Annotated in this window: 20 protein-coding genes and 1 pseudogene; 5 read left to right on the forward strand and 16 right to left on the reverse strand. The window is 41.9% G+C overall.

Going from position 1 to position 16,636, the window contains the following annotated elements:
- Positions 1-131: 131 nt before the first annotated feature.
- The gene (locus tag QT990_RS33350; RefSeq protein ID WP_333146119.1) at positions 132-503 is read right to left on the reverse strand and encodes a DUF4342 domain-containing protein; all 372 of its coding nucleotides are present in this window, start codon (positions 501-503) and stop codon (positions 132-134) included.
- 482 nt (positions 504-985) lie between these two features.
- On the opposite strand from QT990_RS33350, the gene QT990_RS33355 reads away from it, so the two are divergent.
- Positions 986-1,087 carry an AraC family transcriptional regulator gene (locus QT990_RS33355; protein WP_333146169.1) on the forward strand — a complete coding sequence of 34 codons (102 nt, stop codon included), beginning with the start codon at positions 986-988 and terminating at the stop codon, positions 1,085-1,087.
- Between the two features lie 121 nt (positions 1,088-1,208).
- Here QT990_RS33355 and QT990_RS33360 read toward each other — a convergent pair whose 3' ends face one another.
- The 5 genes from QT990_RS33360 to QT990_RS33380 form a co-directional block, all read right to left on the reverse strand.
- Positions 1,209-1,472: a nucleotidyltransferase family protein gene (locus QT990_RS33360; protein ID WP_333146171.1), complete on the reverse strand. Its 264-nt coding sequence runs from the start codon at positions 1,470-1,472 to the stop codon at positions 1,209-1,211.
- A 56-nt stretch (positions 1,473-1,528) separates the two neighbouring features.
- Positions 1,529-1,912 carry a hypothetical protein gene (locus QT990_RS33365; protein WP_333146121.1) on the reverse strand — a complete coding sequence of 128 codons (384 nt, stop codon included), beginning with the start codon at positions 1,910-1,912 and terminating at the stop codon, positions 1,529-1,531.
- 105 nt (positions 1,913-2,017) lie between these two features.
- A complete protein-coding gene (locus tag QT990_RS33370; protein ID WP_333146123.1) occupies positions 2,018-2,551 on the reverse strand; it encodes a hypothetical protein in 534 nt (177 codons plus the stop codon).
- Positions 2,552-2,555: 4 nt separating this feature from the next.
- On the reverse strand, positions 2,556-3,227 hold the full coding sequence (locus QT990_RS33375) for a hypothetical protein (protein ID WP_333146125.1): 672 nt from the start codon (positions 3,225-3,227) through the stop codon (positions 2,556-2,558).
- A gap of 41 nt (positions 3,228-3,268) precedes the next feature.
- A complete protein-coding gene (locus QT990_RS33380; RefSeq protein WP_333146127.1) occupies positions 3,269-3,985 on the reverse strand; it encodes a hypothetical protein in 717 nt (238 codons plus the stop codon).
- 191 nt (positions 3,986-4,176) lie between these two features.
- On the opposite strand from QT990_RS33380, the pseudogene QT990_RS33385 reads away from it, so the two are divergent.
- Positions 4,177-4,335 (forward strand): annotated as a pseudogene (locus QT990_RS33385) (ATP-binding cassette domain-containing protein); the annotation flags it as partial.
- Positions 4,336-4,391: 56 nt separating this feature from the next.
- On the opposite strand, the gene QT990_RS33390 reads toward QT990_RS33385, so the two are convergent.
- The 6 genes from QT990_RS33390 to QT990_RS33415 form a co-directional block, all read right to left on the reverse strand.
- On the reverse strand, positions 4,392-4,655 hold the full coding sequence (locus QT990_RS33390) for a type II toxin-antitoxin system RelE/ParE family toxin (RefSeq protein ID WP_333146131.1): 264 nt from the start codon (positions 4,653-4,655) through the stop codon (positions 4,392-4,394).
- Positions 4,656-4,725: 70 nt separating this feature from the next.
- The gene (locus QT990_RS33395; RefSeq protein ID WP_333146134.1) at positions 4,726-4,902 is read right to left on the reverse strand and encodes a hypothetical protein; all 177 of its coding nucleotides are present in this window, start codon (positions 4,900-4,902) and stop codon (positions 4,726-4,728) included.
- A 108-nt stretch (positions 4,903-5,010) separates the two neighbouring features.
- The gene (locus QT990_RS33400; RefSeq protein WP_333146135.1) at positions 5,011-5,715 is read right to left on the reverse strand and encodes an MAE_28990/MAE_18760 family HEPN-like nuclease; all 705 of its coding nucleotides are present in this window, start codon (positions 5,713-5,715) and stop codon (positions 5,011-5,013) included.
- Between the two features lie 60 nt (positions 5,716-5,775).
- The gene (locus QT990_RS33405; RefSeq protein ID WP_333028054.1) at positions 5,776-6,333 is read right to left on the reverse strand and encodes a DUF262 domain-containing protein; all 558 of its coding nucleotides are present in this window, start codon (positions 6,331-6,333) and stop codon (positions 5,776-5,778) included.
- A 186-nt stretch (positions 6,334-6,519) separates the two neighbouring features.
- Entirely contained in the window at positions 6,520-6,774 is a 255-nt protein-coding gene (locus tag QT990_RS33410; protein ID WP_333146138.1) for a hypothetical protein, read from the reverse strand.
- A 139-nt stretch (positions 6,775-6,913) separates the two neighbouring features.
- Entirely contained in the window at positions 6,914-7,141 is a 228-nt protein-coding gene (locus QT990_RS33415; RefSeq protein ID WP_333146140.1) for a DUF433 domain-containing protein, read from the reverse strand.
- Between the two features lie 266 nt (positions 7,142-7,407).
- On the opposite strand from QT990_RS33415, the gene QT990_RS33420 reads away from it, so the two are divergent.
- Positions 7,408-9,330 carry an ABC-F family ATP-binding cassette domain-containing protein gene (locus tag QT990_RS33420; protein WP_333146142.1) on the forward strand — a complete coding sequence of 641 codons (1,923 nt, stop codon included), beginning with the start codon at positions 7,408-7,410 and terminating at the stop codon, positions 9,328-9,330.
- Between the two features lie 176 nt (positions 9,331-9,506).
- On the opposite strand, the gene QT990_RS33425 is transcribed toward QT990_RS33420, so the two are convergent.
- Together QT990_RS33425 and QT990_RS33430 are read right to left on the reverse strand one after the other, a co-directional pair.
- The gene (locus tag QT990_RS33425; RefSeq protein WP_333146143.1) at positions 9,507-10,166 is read right to left on the reverse strand and encodes a DUF2290 domain-containing protein; all 660 of its coding nucleotides are present in this window, start codon (positions 10,164-10,166) and stop codon (positions 9,507-9,509) included.
- Between the two features lie 77 nt (positions 10,167-10,243).
- On the reverse strand, positions 10,244-12,358 hold the full coding sequence (locus tag QT990_RS33430; protein ID WP_333146145.1) for an ATP-binding domain-containing protein: 2,115 nt from the start codon (positions 12,356-12,358) through the stop codon (positions 10,244-10,246).
- Positions 12,359-13,216: 858 nt separating this feature from the next.
- Between QT990_RS33430 and QT990_RS33435 the strand changes: the two genes are divergently transcribed.
- Entirely contained in the window at positions 13,217-14,458 is a 1,242-nt protein-coding gene (locus tag QT990_RS33435) for a hypothetical protein (protein WP_333146147.1), read from the forward strand.
- 335 nt (positions 14,459-14,793) lie between these two features.
- Positions 14,794-15,369: a TIGR04376 family protein gene (locus tag QT990_RS33440; RefSeq protein WP_333146148.1), complete on the forward strand. Its 576-nt coding sequence runs from the start codon at positions 14,794-14,796 to the stop codon at positions 15,367-15,369.
- 349 nt (positions 15,370-15,718) lie between these two features.
- On the opposite strand, the gene QT990_RS33445 is transcribed toward QT990_RS33440, so the two are convergent.
- Both QT990_RS33445 and QT990_RS33450 read right to left on the reverse strand, forming a co-directional pair.
- Positions 15,719-16,093: a pirin-like C-terminal cupin domain-containing protein gene (locus QT990_RS33445; RefSeq protein WP_333146149.1), complete on the reverse strand. Its 375-nt coding sequence runs from the start codon at positions 16,091-16,093 to the stop codon at positions 15,719-15,721.
- A gap of 11 nt (positions 16,094-16,104) precedes the next feature.
- Positions 16,105-16,545, reverse strand: coding sequence for a transposase (locus QT990_RS33450; RefSeq protein WP_333146173.1), 441 nt, complete (start codon positions 16,543-16,545; stop codon positions 16,105-16,107).
- Positions 16,546-16,636: the final 91 nt, after the last annotated feature.

Raw genomic sequence — 16,636 nt, forward strand, 5'->3', positions numbered from 1 at the left:
CGTCCCGCCCGTCCTTTTTGGACGGGCGGGACGCCCATCCCACAAACTTGTGGAAGTTATTTAATTCTCATTCCTAAACAAACAAAGTCCGCCTTCGCGGACTTGAAGAGAAGATTTTTAATTACTAATGACTATTCTTTGCGCTCGATTGCTACAGTCAAATGAGCCACAACTGCCCCTACTGTAGCAAGTACAGCAGCAATTGGAAAGACTACTGAGCCGGCAACGCCGCCTACCAATCCAGCCATCAGCGGAATGTCTGCCAAAGTCCGCCCTTGCGAGTTTTTGATGACAAGGCGGCGGAGTTTTCCTTGCTGAATTAGTTCTTTGACTTTAGCAATTAGGCTGTCGCCGCTAATCTTAAATTCTTCCACTCTGACTTTTTCCTCTGTTACAAATTCTGATGTGAATACATGAGTTTCAACTGTTGGGTTGGCTGAATTCCCGGCCGCTGCTGTTTCGTCTTGTAGAATTGTTACTTGTTGTTCTAGTTGTGAGTTCATTTTGTGTAAGGGCGGGTGAAAACCAGCCGTTTAATTTCTATACTCTTATCTTCGGCGATCGCACTTGGGAATGACAGGCAAGGAAACCCTACAATCGGCATTCGTACTTTCCACCCCCGCCTTTTTACTCAAAACATTATTTTTGCCTGGTTAGATCGGGGCGGATTTATCTCTTCCTAAAGGTAGAGAAGATATGGTTGAAACAACCCGTCTCTAGATACAAGTAAGGTGCGTATTGCCAGCCATGTCAAGGTGGCGGCTGTCTGTTGAATCTTTAAGTTGGACACCAAGCGAACTAAAGTCAGCGAAAATTATTAAAATTAAAACTTTATATTTCTAGAGTGACTTCAAACGTGATTGCTATCTAGGCACAATCAAGCTATGGCTTGCAATGCCAGTTCTCAAAAGCACCGCAGAGATAGCGATCGCACTGGCGAAGTACAATAAAATCAGAAACGCAAACTGAGTAAATCAACGAACATCTGAATCAAGATATTAAGCTTGCAGGTTTAGCTCAATTGCTGGGCATGAGTCAATTTCATTTCAGCCATCTGTTGAAGCAGTTGATAGGCACATCTCCCTAACAATATTCGATCGCGCAACGGGTAAAACGGGAGAAGCAGTTGTTGAAATAAAAAGAGCGATCGATTAAGGAAGCGCGATCGCAGCTATTTGACATAAATAGTTTGAGCAGTAGAGAGAATTTCAAAGGCGGCGAATCCAGTTGGAACTGCGATCGATCGCCCGTTTACTGATTAGATCGACTCGTCTACTTAGCACTGCTTCGAGTTCTTCCTGCATTTGGGCGCGATCGAGTAAACTCCAGTCGGCCGTGGGGGCAAAAGCCACTAGGATATCGATGTCGCTGTCTGCATGAAAGTCGTCACGAAGGATCGAACCAAAGAGCGAGAGTTCGATGATTTGCCACTGTTGGCAGAATTTGGTGATTTGGTCAATTGGTAGGGCGATCGGTTTTCATTCAGCCTCTTTACTTATTGACTAAATATTTTGCTTGAGAATCTTCGTCAAGCAGCATTCGTCGGCTCAAGTTGGACTTTTTTTGCTTCCAATCGATAGCGTTCCTCGTCTGCTTCTAATTTTAGGAGTTCCTGATGATTCTGACAGTAATGAATCGCCTCATAGATAGCAGACAGGGGTAAATCCCAATTTTTGGCAGCTTGTTCGGGTGACATCCCATTGGCAGTCATGTCTCGCCAAATAGTCGATGCCAGTAATTTACGTCCCTTAATGTAAAGTTGTTTGCGCCAAGGATGAGGACGTGCAATTAAATATTGCCAATTCTCGATTTCTGGTGTACTTTGCAGGGATTGAACGATCGCACTTAGCAGGGCAAGGCGATCGCTGACTGATAGTTGGCTGGCTTTTTCTTTAAGCTCTTGCAAGGACATAAAAAAATACTCCAACAAAGGTTGGTATCTAAATTATAGTACATTGGAAGGCGTGGACGATCCAGATTGACATAAACCTTTTGAGCATCAGGATAGAGAAGAACTTCATACATACGATTTGCACAGTTCAGATTCATATTGCTCTCGGTCAAACTTAAATGGTCCTAGACTATATTGCCAATCACGATGAAACTGACCAAAATCTGCCCACTCAACAGTAGATTCATTAAGTGCGATCCTAACCTGCATAAACCAGCACTGAATCACCCCACAAGTGCAACCTAAAACAATCGCTTTCCCAGCCTGTGGATCGTTAGATTGCAACTCAAATCCACAATGCCAAGGCTCGTCGAGCAAGTTTCGTGAGGGCAGCAGAATCCTAGAAGGTGGTAAGTATAAGTAATCTCCCGGTGGAAAATCTGATTCATCAATAGTCTCTCCTGCCGATCGCCGCTCCTGAATCTCTGCTCTAACAAGTGGTTCTTCAACTTGGCGCACTAATTCTATTAGCGGTTGATGGTTGATATGAATCTCAGCTACATCAAGTTTATTGCCTAATGTCCAAGGCAAAGATGTTCGATTAATTCGCACTTCAAAGCGATCGTAATTTGGCATTTTAATATTATCGATATCGCTCATGTTATTAAGGTTGATATCTAGACATATCAAGATACTGTGCAAAGTAAGTTTCTATTTTTTGAGGCTTTAGCTCATTTATTAATAGTGAATTTTCATGAATTAATCCAAACATTTTAGATGTTAAAATTGCGATATATAAACCATCTTCATCTAACTCTCTAACTACATAAATTCTTTCCTCTGACTGAGCGTGTGCTAATAAGTTGTTTGCTGCTAGCAAAGTTTTCGCTGTGACAAAATTCCACTTGTCAATAGTACGTGTAGCAAATGAATTTACTGCTGAGGGACAAATAAGGTAGTCAACTTCATTAAGCCTTAAAAAGGAATCACCATTATCTGCTTCAAACTCATCAATGTCATTGACGATCGCACCAGCTCTTTCTAAAATAGGTTTGAGTTCCTCAAGTGCATAGGCGTAAACACATTCGGATAAGTCTTCTCTGCTAAGGAAGCAAAGACTGTATTGAGGATGCGGAGCGTCTAACCACAATAAGCCTTCGTTGATATATACTCCATCGCTTTCTGTCACCGTATCTAAAGAATCGTATTGGTATTTTCCATCGAACACCCAAGGTGAGGATGTTTGGATTGAAAGCCTCTCCAATATTTCGATCGTTTCCGATTCTTCATATCGATAGAATCCTAGCTGTTTAAGCTGACTCAGTAATTCTTCCATGACTTGCTGTAAATGAATCGGTTTAATATCAAAACAGGAAATTAAATACCGTAAGTTTGAGCGGGAAGAACATAACGAATAACTGCCCCTTCATTCTCAATTTTTATAGCAGATTGCCACAACATTTCTTCAGACCATAAAGGTTCATGGTAGTACAGAGTCTCTAAGGACAAGCAAGACAGATTCTCGTCGAGTATTTCTTCTGACGATAAAGGTTCGCGGTAAGATAAATCGTTAGGAATATCTCCCGACCAAGGAGGCGGCGGCTCGCCTCTAATGTCTCTATAGTCCTGATTGGTGAATTGTTTTTCTCTCCATTTCACTGCTCGATCGCAGTACAAATCTGTTGCGCCGAGAAACTCGCCTTTTTGGGCAAAAATTTCGATAAACCTAGCATTGTTTTCCCAACCATCATCACACAACCCTACAACAAACAAAAAAAATGTGTCTTGTTCAGCAATCGGAATTTTTACGAGAGATAATTCACTAAGAGTCCACTGGGAATACCAGAAGTGACGGTCGAAAGCATCAGTAACAGTTTGAGGGATATTCTGCTGTATTCTCTCAATTTCTATACAATCGAAACCTGAAGAAACAGATATTGCTAACAATTTAAGACGGGCAATTTTTTGATAGATTGGGCAAACGTCAGGGCATTTATTGTGGACTACTGTCTCGTATAAAGAAGTCTCAGCGTTCGCTTCGCAAAACAGCTCGTAAAAATGCCTAACTGCTAGTTTTCTTTCATCTAAATTCATCACTGGAAACCTGAGATGATAATTGAATCGGAATAGAAAATATAAAACAACAATCGCTCAACATTTAGCTCTAACTTAGAGTTAGATCGAAGATGCGGTACAAGACGCAATACGATTCCGAAATAATGCAATTAATACACGCAACACCATGCTACACTAAAGTGAAGTTAGGTAAATGACTTTCTATACTGATGACTATTTTTACTCTGCGATCGATCAAAAAAGACTTCGGCATCAAGGAACTCTTGACAGATGCCAGCTTCAGCCTGGATGAAGGCGATAAAGTCGGACTCATCGGCACAAACGGTTCCGGGAAATCAACGCTGCTGACAATGATTGCGGGTATGGAGTCGATGGTTTACTGATTAAATCGATCGCTCTTGTTGCTGGGCTGACTAACTCGCCCTCACGATTCATAGACTTGACTGCGATGAGCGATCGCCACAACAAATACCTGCACCACTTCATCATCGATCGAGTAAATCACTCTGTAGTCCCCGATTCGGTAGCGATAGTACCCTGCATAATCTCCTTTGAGGGCTTTAATGTTAGGGTGCAACTGAGGAGTTTGTTCTAACTGCTCCAAACATCGGGCAATTTTCTTCGCTAGGGCTTTGTCAGCATTGACATAAACCTTTTGAGCATCAGGATGGAGAACAACTTCATACATCGGAGCGAAGACTTCTCCAGGTTGTGTAATCAGTTTTAGGAGTTGCTTGATTTTGCTTAACTTGCTCTAGCTATCCAGAAATTTCCAAAAGTTCTTGAGTTGCAGCTTCGCTTTGAGCATTGGCTAAGTAAGCCGCAAAATCAGCAAGCACTTGTAATCGTTCTGGTGATAGTTGCTTAAGTAAGTCATTAAGCTGGCGGTGTAACTCTGTCACAGATATCAAATCTGCTGAGGAGCGATCGTTCATTTGGGAATTATCCGTGCTTTTTCCCTCATTTTACCGCAGAGGATTTTGGTTTTTCAATCTCCACTGGCTATCGCGATTTAGCGAAGGTTTACGCATCAAAATCGACTGCTAGATTCTGTATTTCTTCTTCTCAATGTAATCATCAATATTATTCAGCAGATGAGTTATATATTTTACCAATTTATCTTTGTCATCAACTAACTTGCTCCAAAGTATTTGACTCGAAGCATCACAAAACGAAACATTTCCATGTGCCAAATCACATCGAATCTTAACCACAAAATTCAGAATGTCATCTATTTCTCTACTCGCAACTCCTAAATTTCCAAAGAAGCCATACATATCTATGAGTTCTTTGATAGTTTTAGCATCCAAATTTCCCGATATGGGAATATTAGATGGATCTAACAAAACCATCTCATCATCCAAAACCGATTTAATTAATTCCTGAAGATTGTCAGCTACGTTATCCTTTTTGATATATGAGTCTCTGAAACTTTTACTTTTATCGTTCAGCAACCACAATCTCTTTATTTTGGGACTTAAATCTTTATAAGTTAATTGCTCGACTAAAATAACATCATGAATGGCAGTTATACCATTTCTGATAGAAGATTCGACAAGATTGTATAATAGCAGGTAACAATGAGACTGCAAGATTTTTTGAATCTCGCTATCAACAATATATTCACCTGATGGGAAGATGATTGATTTAGAAGATAATGCACCAATTTGTTCAATTTTATCTACTAATTCAAAATATTTCTGGATTTCTGCCACTCGCCTGTTAAAGTCTCTGATGAACTCTTTCATAGGCTGCGACTTAAAAGTTTATTCTTAGCATAGTCAATTCTTGGTTTCATATTCTCAGGCTTATGAGTTTGGTAGCAGACTATTAGAATTAGGAGTTAGATCGAGATTACTGGTGTTGATGCGATAGAAAATATCATTCCTTACTTTTTCATCAGCTTTGTCTGAGAGAATTATCATTCTAAGCGAAGTATATTTAAACTTTCTTTGGCGTGAGGGTGCGAGATCATTAAAATAGGAACCATTTAGAGAATCTAATGTTTGGAGATTACTCAATTGCAACTGATTTGTCATGAAAGCTGCAAGAGTCCTCACCCTCTGAGAGCCATCCACAATTTCTAGTCTTCCAGTTTCATAGATTTCTACGACAATCATGGCAGGAATAGGAACACCAATAATAATGGATTCAATGAATCGAGATTGATGATTAATATCCCATCTCAAGTTTCTGTGAAATTCAGGGATATAAATCTCACCGATCCCTCCACCATCTTGTTCCAGGTATTTATCGACTATGAATTCGATAGTGTATTCTGTAGTATGGTAGTCAATCTTTTGCTTTATTTCGTCAATCTGCTCTTCGGCGATATTGATGATGTCTTGCCTAATTGCTTGAGACATAAGCACCTGCGTCTATATAACAAGGACATAAAAAGATACTCCAACTTTTGTTGGTAAGCTGTTACGCATTTAAACGACTAACGAACCGGGTAAGGTGCGTCAGCTAGAACACTTACGCTTACAAGGGAAACGCTTGTACTGACGCACCCTACAATCGTCCTTTAAATGTCGAACAGCTTATCTATATTATAGTACATTGCGAAGAGTTCTCCACTTTGTATAATCAGTTTTAGGAGTTGCTCGATTTTGCTTAACTCGCTCTAGCAATCCAGAAATTTCCAAAAGTTCTTGAGTTGCAGCTTCGCTTTCAGCATTTGCTAAGTAAGCCGCAAAATCAGCAAGCACCTGTAATCGTTCTGGTGATAGTTGCTTGAGTAAGTCATTAAGCTGGCGGTGTAACTCTGCGGGTGATATCAAATCTGCTGAGGATCGATCGTTCATTTGAGAATTATCCGTGCTTTTTTCCTCATTTTACCGCCTAGGTTTTTTGTTTGTCAATCTCCTCGTCATACCCAATTTAGTGTTTTGTATGAAATAATGTAAAAAAGCGGTTTATTCAGTTGTAATAGTAGTTAACTCACTAGCGATTAGGTAGCTCAATGATGAGCTCGTCAAGGTAAGAAGATACAAAACCTAGGGCTTGCCGGATATCTTCATCCTCTAGTTCTGGAAACTCTTGATCTAGCTCTTCTCGATCGGGATAAGTTGCTAGCAGCTCGATCACTCGACAAACAGTAAGCCGAAGATCGCGAATACATGGTTGCCCGTTCATCCGCTTTGGATTGCTTGTAATACGATCTCTTTTCATTTTGGCCCTCGCAACATCAAGATTAGTTCGGATGAAACCAGATCAAGTGTCCCAGTTAAACTGAAAATCACGCCTTTTTGATAGTCCTACTTCTGATATCATAGAAAAACAAAGCATCTAGTGTGAAATCTATTTGGAACATTCACTTTTTTAGTCTAGATTGTTCCTATAATTGTATTGCAGATGCGTTACAATATATGATATAACCTAAAATACCGCAATTCGCTTATCGATGTCAAAAGTTAGGTAAATAATTTTATATACTCATGACTATTTTTACTCTGCGATCGATCAAAAAAGACTTCGGCATCAAGGAACTCTTGACAGATGCCAGTTTCAGCCTGGATGAAGGCGATAAAGTCGGACTCATCGGCACCAACGGTTCCGGGAAATCAACCCTGCTGAAAATGATTGCCGGTATGGAGTCGATCGACTCTGGCGATCGCTGGGTCAATCCAGGGTCTACAATTGTCTATCTCCCCCAACAGCCGGATTTAGACGAAAATCACACTGTCTTAGAGCAAGTATTTGCTGACAGTGGCGAACAAATGGCTTTAGTGCGAGAATACGAGGAAATTTCCGATCAACTTTCCCACGGCAAAGGCGATACAGACAAGCTGATGGCGCGTCTGTCTGCGGTGTCGGAACGCATTGATGAGGTGGATGCGTGGGACTTGGAAACGAAGGCCAAATTGATTTTGACCAAGTTGGGGATTGAGGATTTTGATGCGAAAATTGCCGACTTGTCGGGCGGCTACCGCAAGCGAATTGCCTTAGCAACGGCTTTGTTGTCCGAGCCCGATGTGTTGCTGATGGATGAACCGACAAACCACTTGGATGCGCTGTCTGTGGAGTGGTTGCAGAACTATTTGAACGGCTATCGCGGTGCTTTGCTGCTGATTACGCACGATCGCTATTTTCTCGATCGCGTTACCAATCGCATCCTAGAGATCGATCGCGGCGACCTTTACAATTATGCTGGCAATTACGCTTATTACTTGGAGAAAAAAGCCTTAGCTGAAGAATCGGCCGCCAGCACAGTTCGCAAACACGCGGGTGTATTGCGGCGCGAATTGGAATGGCTCAAACGCGGGCCGAAGGCGCGGAGTACCAAGCAAAAAGCTCGGATCGATCGCATTAAAGATATGCGAGCCCAGGAGTTCAAAACAGCCAACGGCAAAGTCGAAATTGCCACAGCAGGCCGCCGGATTGGTAAGAAGGTGATTGAGTTACTGCATATCAGTAAAGCTTACGGCGATCGCACTTTAATTAAAGATTTTACCTACAATTTCACGCCCGAAGACCGGATTGGAATTATTGGCTGCAACGGTGCGGGAAAATCCACGCTGATGGATATCATCACCGGACGCATTCAGCCGGATTCGGGTACTGTCGAAATTGGCACAACCATTCATATCGGTTATTTTGACCAGCATTCAGAGGATTTGACGCCGAACGAAGACCAGCGAGTTATTGAATACTTGAAAAGTGTGGCCGAGTTGGTGCAAACGGCGGATGGGGAAATCATTACCGCTTCTCAAATGTTGGAAAAGTTTCTGTTTCCACCGAACCAACAGTATGCACCGATTAACAAACTTTCGGGCGGGGAAAAGCGCCGATTATTTCTGTTGAAAGTGCTGATGAGTGCGCCGAACGTGCTGATTTTGGACGAACCGACAAACGACCTAGACGTGCAGACTTTGGCGGTTTTGGAGGATTATCTCGAAGATTTTAACGGCTGCGTGATTGTGGTGTCCCACGATCGCTATTTTCTCGATCGCACGATCGACATGGTTTTCGCCTTGGAACCGGGTGGCAATTTGCGCTTGTATCCCGGCAATTATTCAGTGTATTTAGACTACAAAAAAGCCGAAGAAGCCAAGGAAATCAAAGAACAAAAAGAAAAAGAAAAACTAACACGCACCGCTGAATCTAACAATTCAAAATCCAAGAGTTCCACTCAAAGCTCCACCAAAGTTTCATTTAATGAGAAGCGGGAATACGAACAATTAGAAAGTCAAATTCCGAAGATGGAAGCTGAGAAACAAGAGATTGAGAAGAGATTGTCTAACAATGCTCCGAGCGGGTTTGCGGAGGTAAAGAAGTTATCGGATCGTTTAGCTCAGTTGACGCAGCAGATCGATCATGCGACTGAGCGCTGGTTGGAATTGGCCGAACGGGTGGGTTAATTTGGGTTGTGCTGTAGAACATCACGAAAAAACAATAATATATTGTAGGGTCTTGTAGGGGCTGGTTTAGCGTAGCTTCTATACTAGAATCGAGTTTACTGTGGCAAAACCCGCCCTCCCCACGTGATGTTTATTTGTACCCACTTACTTAAAGTTAAGTATGCTAATTTCTTTGGTCATTCAATAGCTATGTGCAATATCTTTTTTTCTCCGGAAGTTATAGTTTTATTAAAAAGCTTACTGGAAAATGTAAGTTGAGCTGTGAATTTTTTAAATGCGGTGTTGTAAAAACTACCAAGAATAAAAGATATGAATGTACTGGGTGCTATGGGAGAACAAACAGGTATTCTACAATTTTTAAATTGTCCCAAAGTTAGATGGGATTTCGGGTGATCTAATTCCTGATGGTTGTCTGGATCGTAATCAAATCTAATTGGTACTGGCAATATATTTTTTGCTATTATGTCTGCATATATTTCGTCATTTTCATAAATCTCCGGATCATTCTGAAAGTTTTCCAAAAATGGTGATGGAAAGAAGGCTAATCTATGTGAAATAAAACTAGAATTTTTATAAGTATACATCAACTGGATTAACGCACCATCAATCATTTTGATATTATAGTTGTCATTTCTATCTAATTCCTCATACATCTCTTTGTAATCAACATTTTTTAATACTATTGAGAGATCCTGCATTCCAGAATATGCGATTTTATAACTACCTTTACCAGTCTGTGTAGATGAAGGAAAATTTTGTTTATCCGATAAACCAATTAATATTAATTTTTGAGTGATTTCCTTAATTTCTTTGAAAATCTCTTGATGGCTAGTCATTAAACTTATTCATAAATTAGATTTTACTTGATGCAGAATAAAAGTTTGAGATTTTTGTCTGGAGATGTTAAAGATTCTCAAAGCTTGTCTTTTAGTTTATTTACTAACTCTTGGGGTAAGTCTTTTTTTTGGATTTCACCTTTCTCAAGAGCTTCAATTAAATCTATTATTAGACTACTACGTGACTTAGCCATAAGACCGCCTCCCTGTAGCTTTATCTCTCTATTAATAAGGTTCATTTCTTTGCGCTCTTCTTCTGTAGGATAAGTGAATTCAAGAACAAACTTTTTTTCCCTAATTTTATTAAATTCTTCTACTAAACCTCTCATATTTTCACCATAACCTAATACTCTTAGCCAAGCTTTGCTTCTTGTCATCGCAGTAAATAAGATATTCCTTTTTATGGCAAGTTCATAACCTGAAAAGCATTCTTGAGCATTGATCACATATATCATTGCAGCTTCATTTCCTTTAGCTCTATTGATACTCGTAAAAGTGATCGTTTCTTCACGAAAAAAATCATCTGGTGAAGTTGTTACTCCAGCAAGGTTAGAGTTAATCCGCTTTTCAAATAGTAAAGCTCTAGCGTCTCCAACAGCCTCTCTAGTTGTAAGTGGATTAGAGTGGATAACCATTATGTCGTCACCTTTCAATTCATCTTCCTTAAGATTCTTTTCGATTTCATTTATTAGCCATTCTATTTGTGTTTTGTTGCTGTCAAAAGATTTTAACATAATTAAGTCTTCAATATCTGAATGAGATTCCAGGAACTTAGGACTGGTATTGTTAGTCCTAGAAAGCTTAACAAATTTTCCATCTTCCAGGCTTCCTGCCTCTACTTCATAACCAATATCTCTCCATAATCCAGCATTTTCAAACATCTGGATTAATCCTTCATTTCTATATATACCAAAACCTAAAGCGTGTGCAGAAGTTAGGATGGGACGAGAATTTCTATAGCATTTTTCTAAAATAATGTCTTGTTTCGATTCCCCTGCTTTGTTCTGAAGTTGAACACGTGGTTTACCGTGAACATCTGTTCCAAAGATGACTTCCGGTGATTCCATTGTCTTTTTATTTAGATTTTGAAGCTCATCATAAGCATAAACCATTCTTTTTGGCTCTTTCAAAATTTCATAGCAAAGTCGCAAGAAATGTTTAGAAAAATCCTGGGCTTCATCAATAAGTATAGCATCATAATACCGCTGATAATTTTTAATTTTATTAAGAGCTTCCTCACAAACTCTATCAAACTCTTGACCATATTTAGCCATCGTTTTTGCTGAATTTAAATCTCGATATTCAATATTATGTCTTTTGCAAAATTCATAATAAATTCCTTCTATTGAAGGACTTCCCCAAGCATGAATTATTTTGACTTTTTCCCAATCTGGCTCTTCACTTTTATGCTCAATAGTAAAAGTATTAATAAGCTGCTTAAACTGACCTTTCAACGAACGGGTATTAAAAGTTACAGCAATATGCCAATCGGGGTGTTTTGCGTGTAGATATGCAGTTTTAAGAGCTAGAACTATGGTTTTACCCGAACCAGCAAGACCTCTAATTCTCTGGACACCTTCGACTGTTTCAATTACTGCTGCACTTTGATTTCTGTCTAAGTTGGCGATTGATTCTTCTAGTTTATAGAGCTTTGCTCCCCTGGAGTTTTCTTGCTTAACATAGCTGCGCTGATTTCTTTTTCTTATGGAAGTCATAGCTTGTATGACTGAGTTAAGTTCTTCAAAATATTCACTCGATGATGGCCATTCTAGTTTTTCCAAGTAGTTTGTAAGTTCTGAATCACTAATTATGACCGGATATTCATCGTCTAAACGCTCTGGTTTATGACTCCAAGCTGGTGCATATGTTACCACACCAAGTTCTACCATTAATTTTCTTTTGTTCGTGAGAGATTTCTGTTGAAGTAGTTTAGATTGAATTTTATTTATGCTCTCATCTTGTACTTCTTCTATGTTTAGGCTGATATCAGTTCCTTCCACAATGTTAAAAATAACAACACCCTGCTCTCTGGATACCAAAAGAGCATCAATCTGATAGCCCCCCTGAGAGGTTCCGATTATTGGGTATCCTAGATATAAGCTGCCATCGATATCGCTTCTCTTCTCAAAGAACTCAGCTAGCCTTCTAGATGACTCTGGTTTATCTACATCGCCTCGGATAACGTTAACCATGAGATGTTGCCTTACCTAATGTATGTACCTTTATTATGCCTCAATTCGGAGCGATCGTCCAACCTGTATTTTTAATGCGAAAGCCGGAACTCGCCGTTGGGATGCTGCACAAGTTTCGCTAGATATTCCCCTCAGCTTTTATCCTCTGTCAAGCTCCAGCAATGACAATTTTCTTGCTGCGCTGAATCAGGCAAATTTAGAGTTTGCTATTTTCTGCAAAAATTTGACCGCGCGCTCCTAATTATAAGTGAAAGTTATGTTTAAGCTTAAGGATTTTTCTTATTTTCATATTACAAACAATGTTGTAAAAAAATGTAAAAATTTTATTAGGAATGATTCTTATTTAGCCGACGATTTTGCAACGTTTGACAATTTATTACCTAATTGTGATGAAGCTATGGTACTATTAAAGTTATAAAATCTGTAGCTTGTTATTACTGTCAAACAAACTGACTAACAAACTTAAGACGGATAAAAGTCTGAAATCCTTGTCAAAGCTGCAATGCGATCGGAAACAGCGGCAAAAAAACCGCTTTTTTTGCGATCGCCTCAAGTAAAGCTGTGTGTCAAAAACAGCGAAGCCCCGGAGGGTGGGGTTGACAAAAGCACTAGAATATGCAGTAAAAGTCAGGGTAAGCAAATAAGACTGGCAGCAGAAAACAGGGGCGAAAAGGCACAAAACAGGTAAAACAAAAGTCGATCGGGCAAAGTAAGTTGGCCGAGGACTAAAAATATGGTGATGGGTGAGATACAATTGACCTGTTCTGAACCAAGAATTGGTCAACATCACAACTATCCTGTAGAAGTCTGAAGTTGAGAATCTCAGGGTTGTCGAGGAGCGGGAGCAAACAGAAAACTATGCCTCAAAAAGTAATCGCCAAACAGATGTCTTTGGAATCAGCGTCAGAGCCGATCGCCGTGAGGGCGACGGTGGAAACAGTGCCAGCCGAAGCAGTGGCAGTAGAGTCCTACGCAGATCGGTTGATGGACGAACTGTTTGAAGGAGTCGATGGAGCATTCGACGGTAGCGGCGGACTGCCATCGGAACCCGTGCAGCCAGAATTCGTGGCGCTCAAGTCGATCTCGGTACCTCAAATAGTTTTGTCGCAGTTGGCACCCCCCCAGCCACCGCGGGGCGAAAAAGACGTAGAAGCGATCGCCCGCCAAGTCGCCCTAGAAACAACCAAAAAACAGCAGTCCAAACAATCATTCGACAGAATCCTGCTGGGAGCAGCCTGTGGGTCGCTGCTGCTAGTCATGGGGTTATGGCTCGCAAGCAGGTCGGGACTCGTGCGCTTGCCCGCCACCCCCGCACCAGAGAGGTCGGTAGCAAGTGGCAAAACAGCACCAGACACCCCGTTTGTGGAATACGTGCAGCGCTCGCTAGAAGCGATCGAACAAAAAAAAGCACCCCAAGCTAACCCGCAACTTGCAGGAGTTCCCGGAGCCCCCACCCCAGGGACGCTGCCGAGCATTCCAATTTCCGGCGCGCCACCGGCAACAGCAGGTCTTTCGACAGCAGTCAACCGCATCGCTGATGCCCTAGAACAAGCCGGCGCGCAGCCGGGAGCACCAGCACCCCAAGTCGTAGTCATCCCTCCCCCCGCTCAGGTGACTGTGGCTCCGCCTGCTCAGGTGGCTGCTGCTCCGGCTGCTCCGGCTGCTCCGGCTGCTCCTCAAACCGGGGCAGTTTCCCCCTCGCCTGCTGCTCCAGCCTCCGGTCGTGCGATCGCCGCTGCGGGCAATCGAGAGCCCGTCGCCGCTTCCCCTTCCCCCTCGGAGTCTCCCCAGCCAAAGATTTTGGCTCGCGAAACCGAACCGGCACCAGCGCCCGCAGCCGCCCAGCAATCTGCGCCCGCGCCCGAGCAATCGGCACCAGCAGTCAGCAGCGCCCCGACTTCCGCCCACACGCTGGTAGGGATTTTGGAGTTGGGCGATCGATCTGCTGCTTTGTTTGAAGTAGACGGCGTAGCCCGCAGAATTTATGTCGGCGAAAGCATCGGCGCTAGCGGTTGGACGCTGGCAGAAATCAAAAATCAAGAAGCAGTTATCCGCAAGGGAGGAGATGTGCGATCGGTTTTTGTCGGCCAAAAGTTCTAATCAGTCATCAGTTATGAGTCATTAGTCCTCAGTCATTAGTTATGACTTAGGTCATCGGTAATCAGTAATGGGCAGCGATCGGGCTGTATATCACGAGCAGTGAAAAAAGTTATAATATAGGAACCGCCAAGACGTTCTTAATTGCTGAAACCATTGCTCTTATTGCTTCTTCCTTCTATCCGTTAAATCGCTTCCCCAATTCGTTACCGAACTTTCTTCTGCTATAACTAACAACTCAGGATCGATAATCAATCTCCAGTGACTAAGAACCAATGACTAATAACTAATGACCAATGACTAATGACTCATAACAGATGACTGAGGAATTATAAAAAATGGGCTTATTTGATGATTTCAGCCGCTTTCTAGAAACCCGATTAGAAGAATTTTTGCGTAGCAATCCCCATCTGGAATTGCAGGCAATAGAAGAACAACTGAAGGAACAAGAAGAAGACACTCTGCGGCTGATTCTCGATATCCAAAAACAAGAGAAAAAACTGCAAGCCGAAATTCTCTCGGCCGCCCAAGAAATTCAGCGCTGGAACGATCGCATCAACAAAGCTAAAGCTGCTCAAAGGCTCGATTTAGCTCAAGCCGCCCAAGAGCGGCAAGCCGCTTTGCTGCGTCAGGGAAATCAGCGCTGGGGGCAAATGCAAGGCTGCAAAGAACGGATTGAAAAAGCAAAAGAACTGTACCGCCAAATTCAAGTAAGGAGAAAAGAAGTCCGAGCAAAAGCAGCCGAAGCTGCAACTCGCACTACCGCTAAAACAGAGCAAAATTGGGATACAAAGGGTTGGAATCAGAGTTCAAATTATAACAGTTTTAATGCCGCAGATCCTTTAGAAGAAAAGTTTCAACGCTGGGAAGCAGACGAAGAACTCGATCGCATGAAGCGGAATATAGGCAGATAGTTACGAAAGCATCCCAATCCTGTAGGGACGGGTTCACCCGGAACTCGGATTCCTGGTGTAACTATTCGTCAACCCTCCAGACTCTCAGGTATTGCGATCGCTCGTTCAGACTTGATATAATTACCCTTCTAAAATTGTAGGGACAATTAATCAATCATCCCTACAATATTCTCACCTACTTAATTAGGGTTGCATATTTATGGTATAAACAAAAACTCTAATCAAGTAAAAAACCTATGATTTTTCCCGGCTGTCAATCCACAAATCTGACGGGGTGACAACCCCGTCAGGTGAAAAAGACGAATTCTGAATCAAAAAACAGTTTTTTAATTTAAATCGCTGCGGTTATTCACAACGGTTGCTCTGCTTGAGAAGGTGGCTCTTCTGGCAGCGGAATAAACTCTGTCTCTTGAGGAACCTGAGCAAAGCGTCCCTCTCTCCAATCGAGTTTGGCTTGCTCAATGCGCGAGTGCCGACTCGAAACAAAATTCCACCACTTATGGCGCTCACCAACAGGTTCACCGCCAATCACAATACAACGAGCCTTGCCGGAAGCAGAAATGTTTACTTCAGTGCCTGAAGTGAGAACTGCCAACCGATGTTGTTCCAGAGGCACTCCATCGATCATAAGCCCCTCTGTTACGCTGTAAACAGCCTGTTCGCTGTAATGACCCGGTAAGGTAAATTGCTTGCCAGGAGCTAGTTGCACGTCCAGATAAATCATGGGTAAACTACCTACGCTGACGCAAGCGTACAGCGTAGGCTTTCAGTAGCCCTAGAATCAATTGGACAAGCCAACAATTCTGAACCTCCAGGCTGGTTTACACTCAGCCCCACTAAAGCTATCATCAACGAGCCATTATTATCAGCATCCCCAATCCATCCACAAGCTTTATTACTACACTTAAAAGACTTATTGTTTCTGAGTCCAATGTGCAGACAACAATGACAGGTTTGACTGGTATAAGCAGGGTTAACTGCTAGGATCTCAATTCCTTCTTTTATTCCTTTGTATTCGAGAAATTGACGCAGTTGGTAGAAAGCCCAAGAATTAGACCGTCTTCGTTCAGTCTTGTTTCTCGGTTTCTGATTGGTTCTAGCTCGAATACCTGTTAAATCCTCAATAGCAATGAGGGATTGAGATTGCTTGGCTTCGTTAATGATAGCTTTGGATATATTATGGTTTAACCCTGTCGGGGCGACAAGTCACCTATAACGCTGATAGAATAAGCCTCATAGCTCTTATGCCTTGTTGATAATTAGGTAG

Source organism: Microcoleus sp. T3_B1 (genome assembly GCF_036700445.1).
In the GTDB taxonomy this organism is placed as follows: Bacteria; Cyanobacteriota; Cyanobacteriia; order Cyanobacteriales; family Microcoleaceae; genus Microcoleus.

Excerpts from the sequence above, each read along its gene's own strand:
- QT990_RS33410 (WP_333146138.1), bottom strand. The coding sequence starts at position 6,774 with ATGAACGATCGATCCTCAGCAGATTTGATATCACCCGCAGAGTTACAC.
- QT990_RS33420 (WP_333146142.1), top strand. The coding sequence starts at position 7,408 with ATGACTATTTTTACTCTGCGATCGATCAAAAAAGACTTCGGCATCAAG.
- QT990_RS33425 (WP_333146143.1), bottom strand. The coding sequence starts at position 10,166 with ATGACTAGCCATCAAGAGATTTTCAAAGAAATTAAGGAAATCACTCAA.
- QT990_RS33370 (WP_333146123.1), bottom strand. The coding sequence starts at position 2,551 with ATGAGCGATATCGATAATATTAAAATGCCAAATTACGATCGCTTTGAA.
- QT990_RS33395 (WP_333146134.1), bottom strand. The coding sequence starts at position 4,902 with ATGAACGATCGCTCCTCAGCAGATTTGATATCTGTGACAGAGTTACAC.
- QT990_RS33405 (WP_333028054.1), bottom strand. The coding sequence starts at position 6,333 with ATGTCTCAAGCAATTAGGCAAGACATCATCAATATCGCCGAAGAGCAG.
- QT990_RS33445 (WP_333146149.1), bottom strand. The coding sequence starts at position 16,093 with ATGATTTATCTGGACGTGCAACTAGCTCCTGGCAAGCAATTTACCTTA.
- QT990_RS33440 (WP_333146148.1), top strand. The coding sequence starts at position 14,794 with ATGGGCTTATTTGATGATTTCAGCCGCTTTCTAGAAACCCGATTAGAA.
- QT990_RS33350 (WP_333146119.1), bottom strand. The coding sequence starts at position 503 with ATGAACTCACAACTAGAACAACAAGTAACAATTCTACAAGACGAAACA.
- QT990_RS33415 (WP_333146140.1), bottom strand. The coding sequence starts at position 7,141 with ATGAAAAGAGATCGTATTACAAGCAATCCAAAGCGGATGAACGGGCAA.
- QT990_RS33375 (WP_333146125.1), bottom strand. The coding sequence starts at position 3,227 with ATGGAAGAATTACTGAGTCAGCTTAAACAGCTAGGATTCTATCGATAT.
- QT990_RS33400 (WP_333146135.1), bottom strand. The coding sequence starts at position 5,715 with ATGAAAGAGTTCATCAGAGACTTTAACAGGCGAGTGGCAGAAATCCAG.
- QT990_RS33390 (WP_333146131.1), bottom strand. The coding sequence starts at position 4,655 with ATGTATGAAGTTGTTCTCCATCCTGATGCTCAAAAGGTTTATGTCAAT.
- QT990_RS33430 (WP_333146145.1), bottom strand. The coding sequence starts at position 12,358 with ATGGTTAACGTTATCCGAGGCGATGTAGATAAACCAGAGTCATCTAGA.
- QT990_RS33380 (WP_333146127.1), bottom strand. The coding sequence starts at position 3,985 with ATGAATTTAGATGAAAGAAAACTAGCAGTTAGGCATTTTTACGAGCTG.
- QT990_RS33365 (WP_333146121.1), bottom strand. The coding sequence starts at position 1,912 with ATGTCCTTGCAAGAGCTTAAAGAAAAAGCCAGCCAACTATCAGTCAGC.
- QT990_RS33435 (WP_333146147.1), top strand. The coding sequence starts at position 13,217 with ATGCCTCAAAAAGTAATCGCCAAACAGATGTCTTTGGAATCAGCGTCA.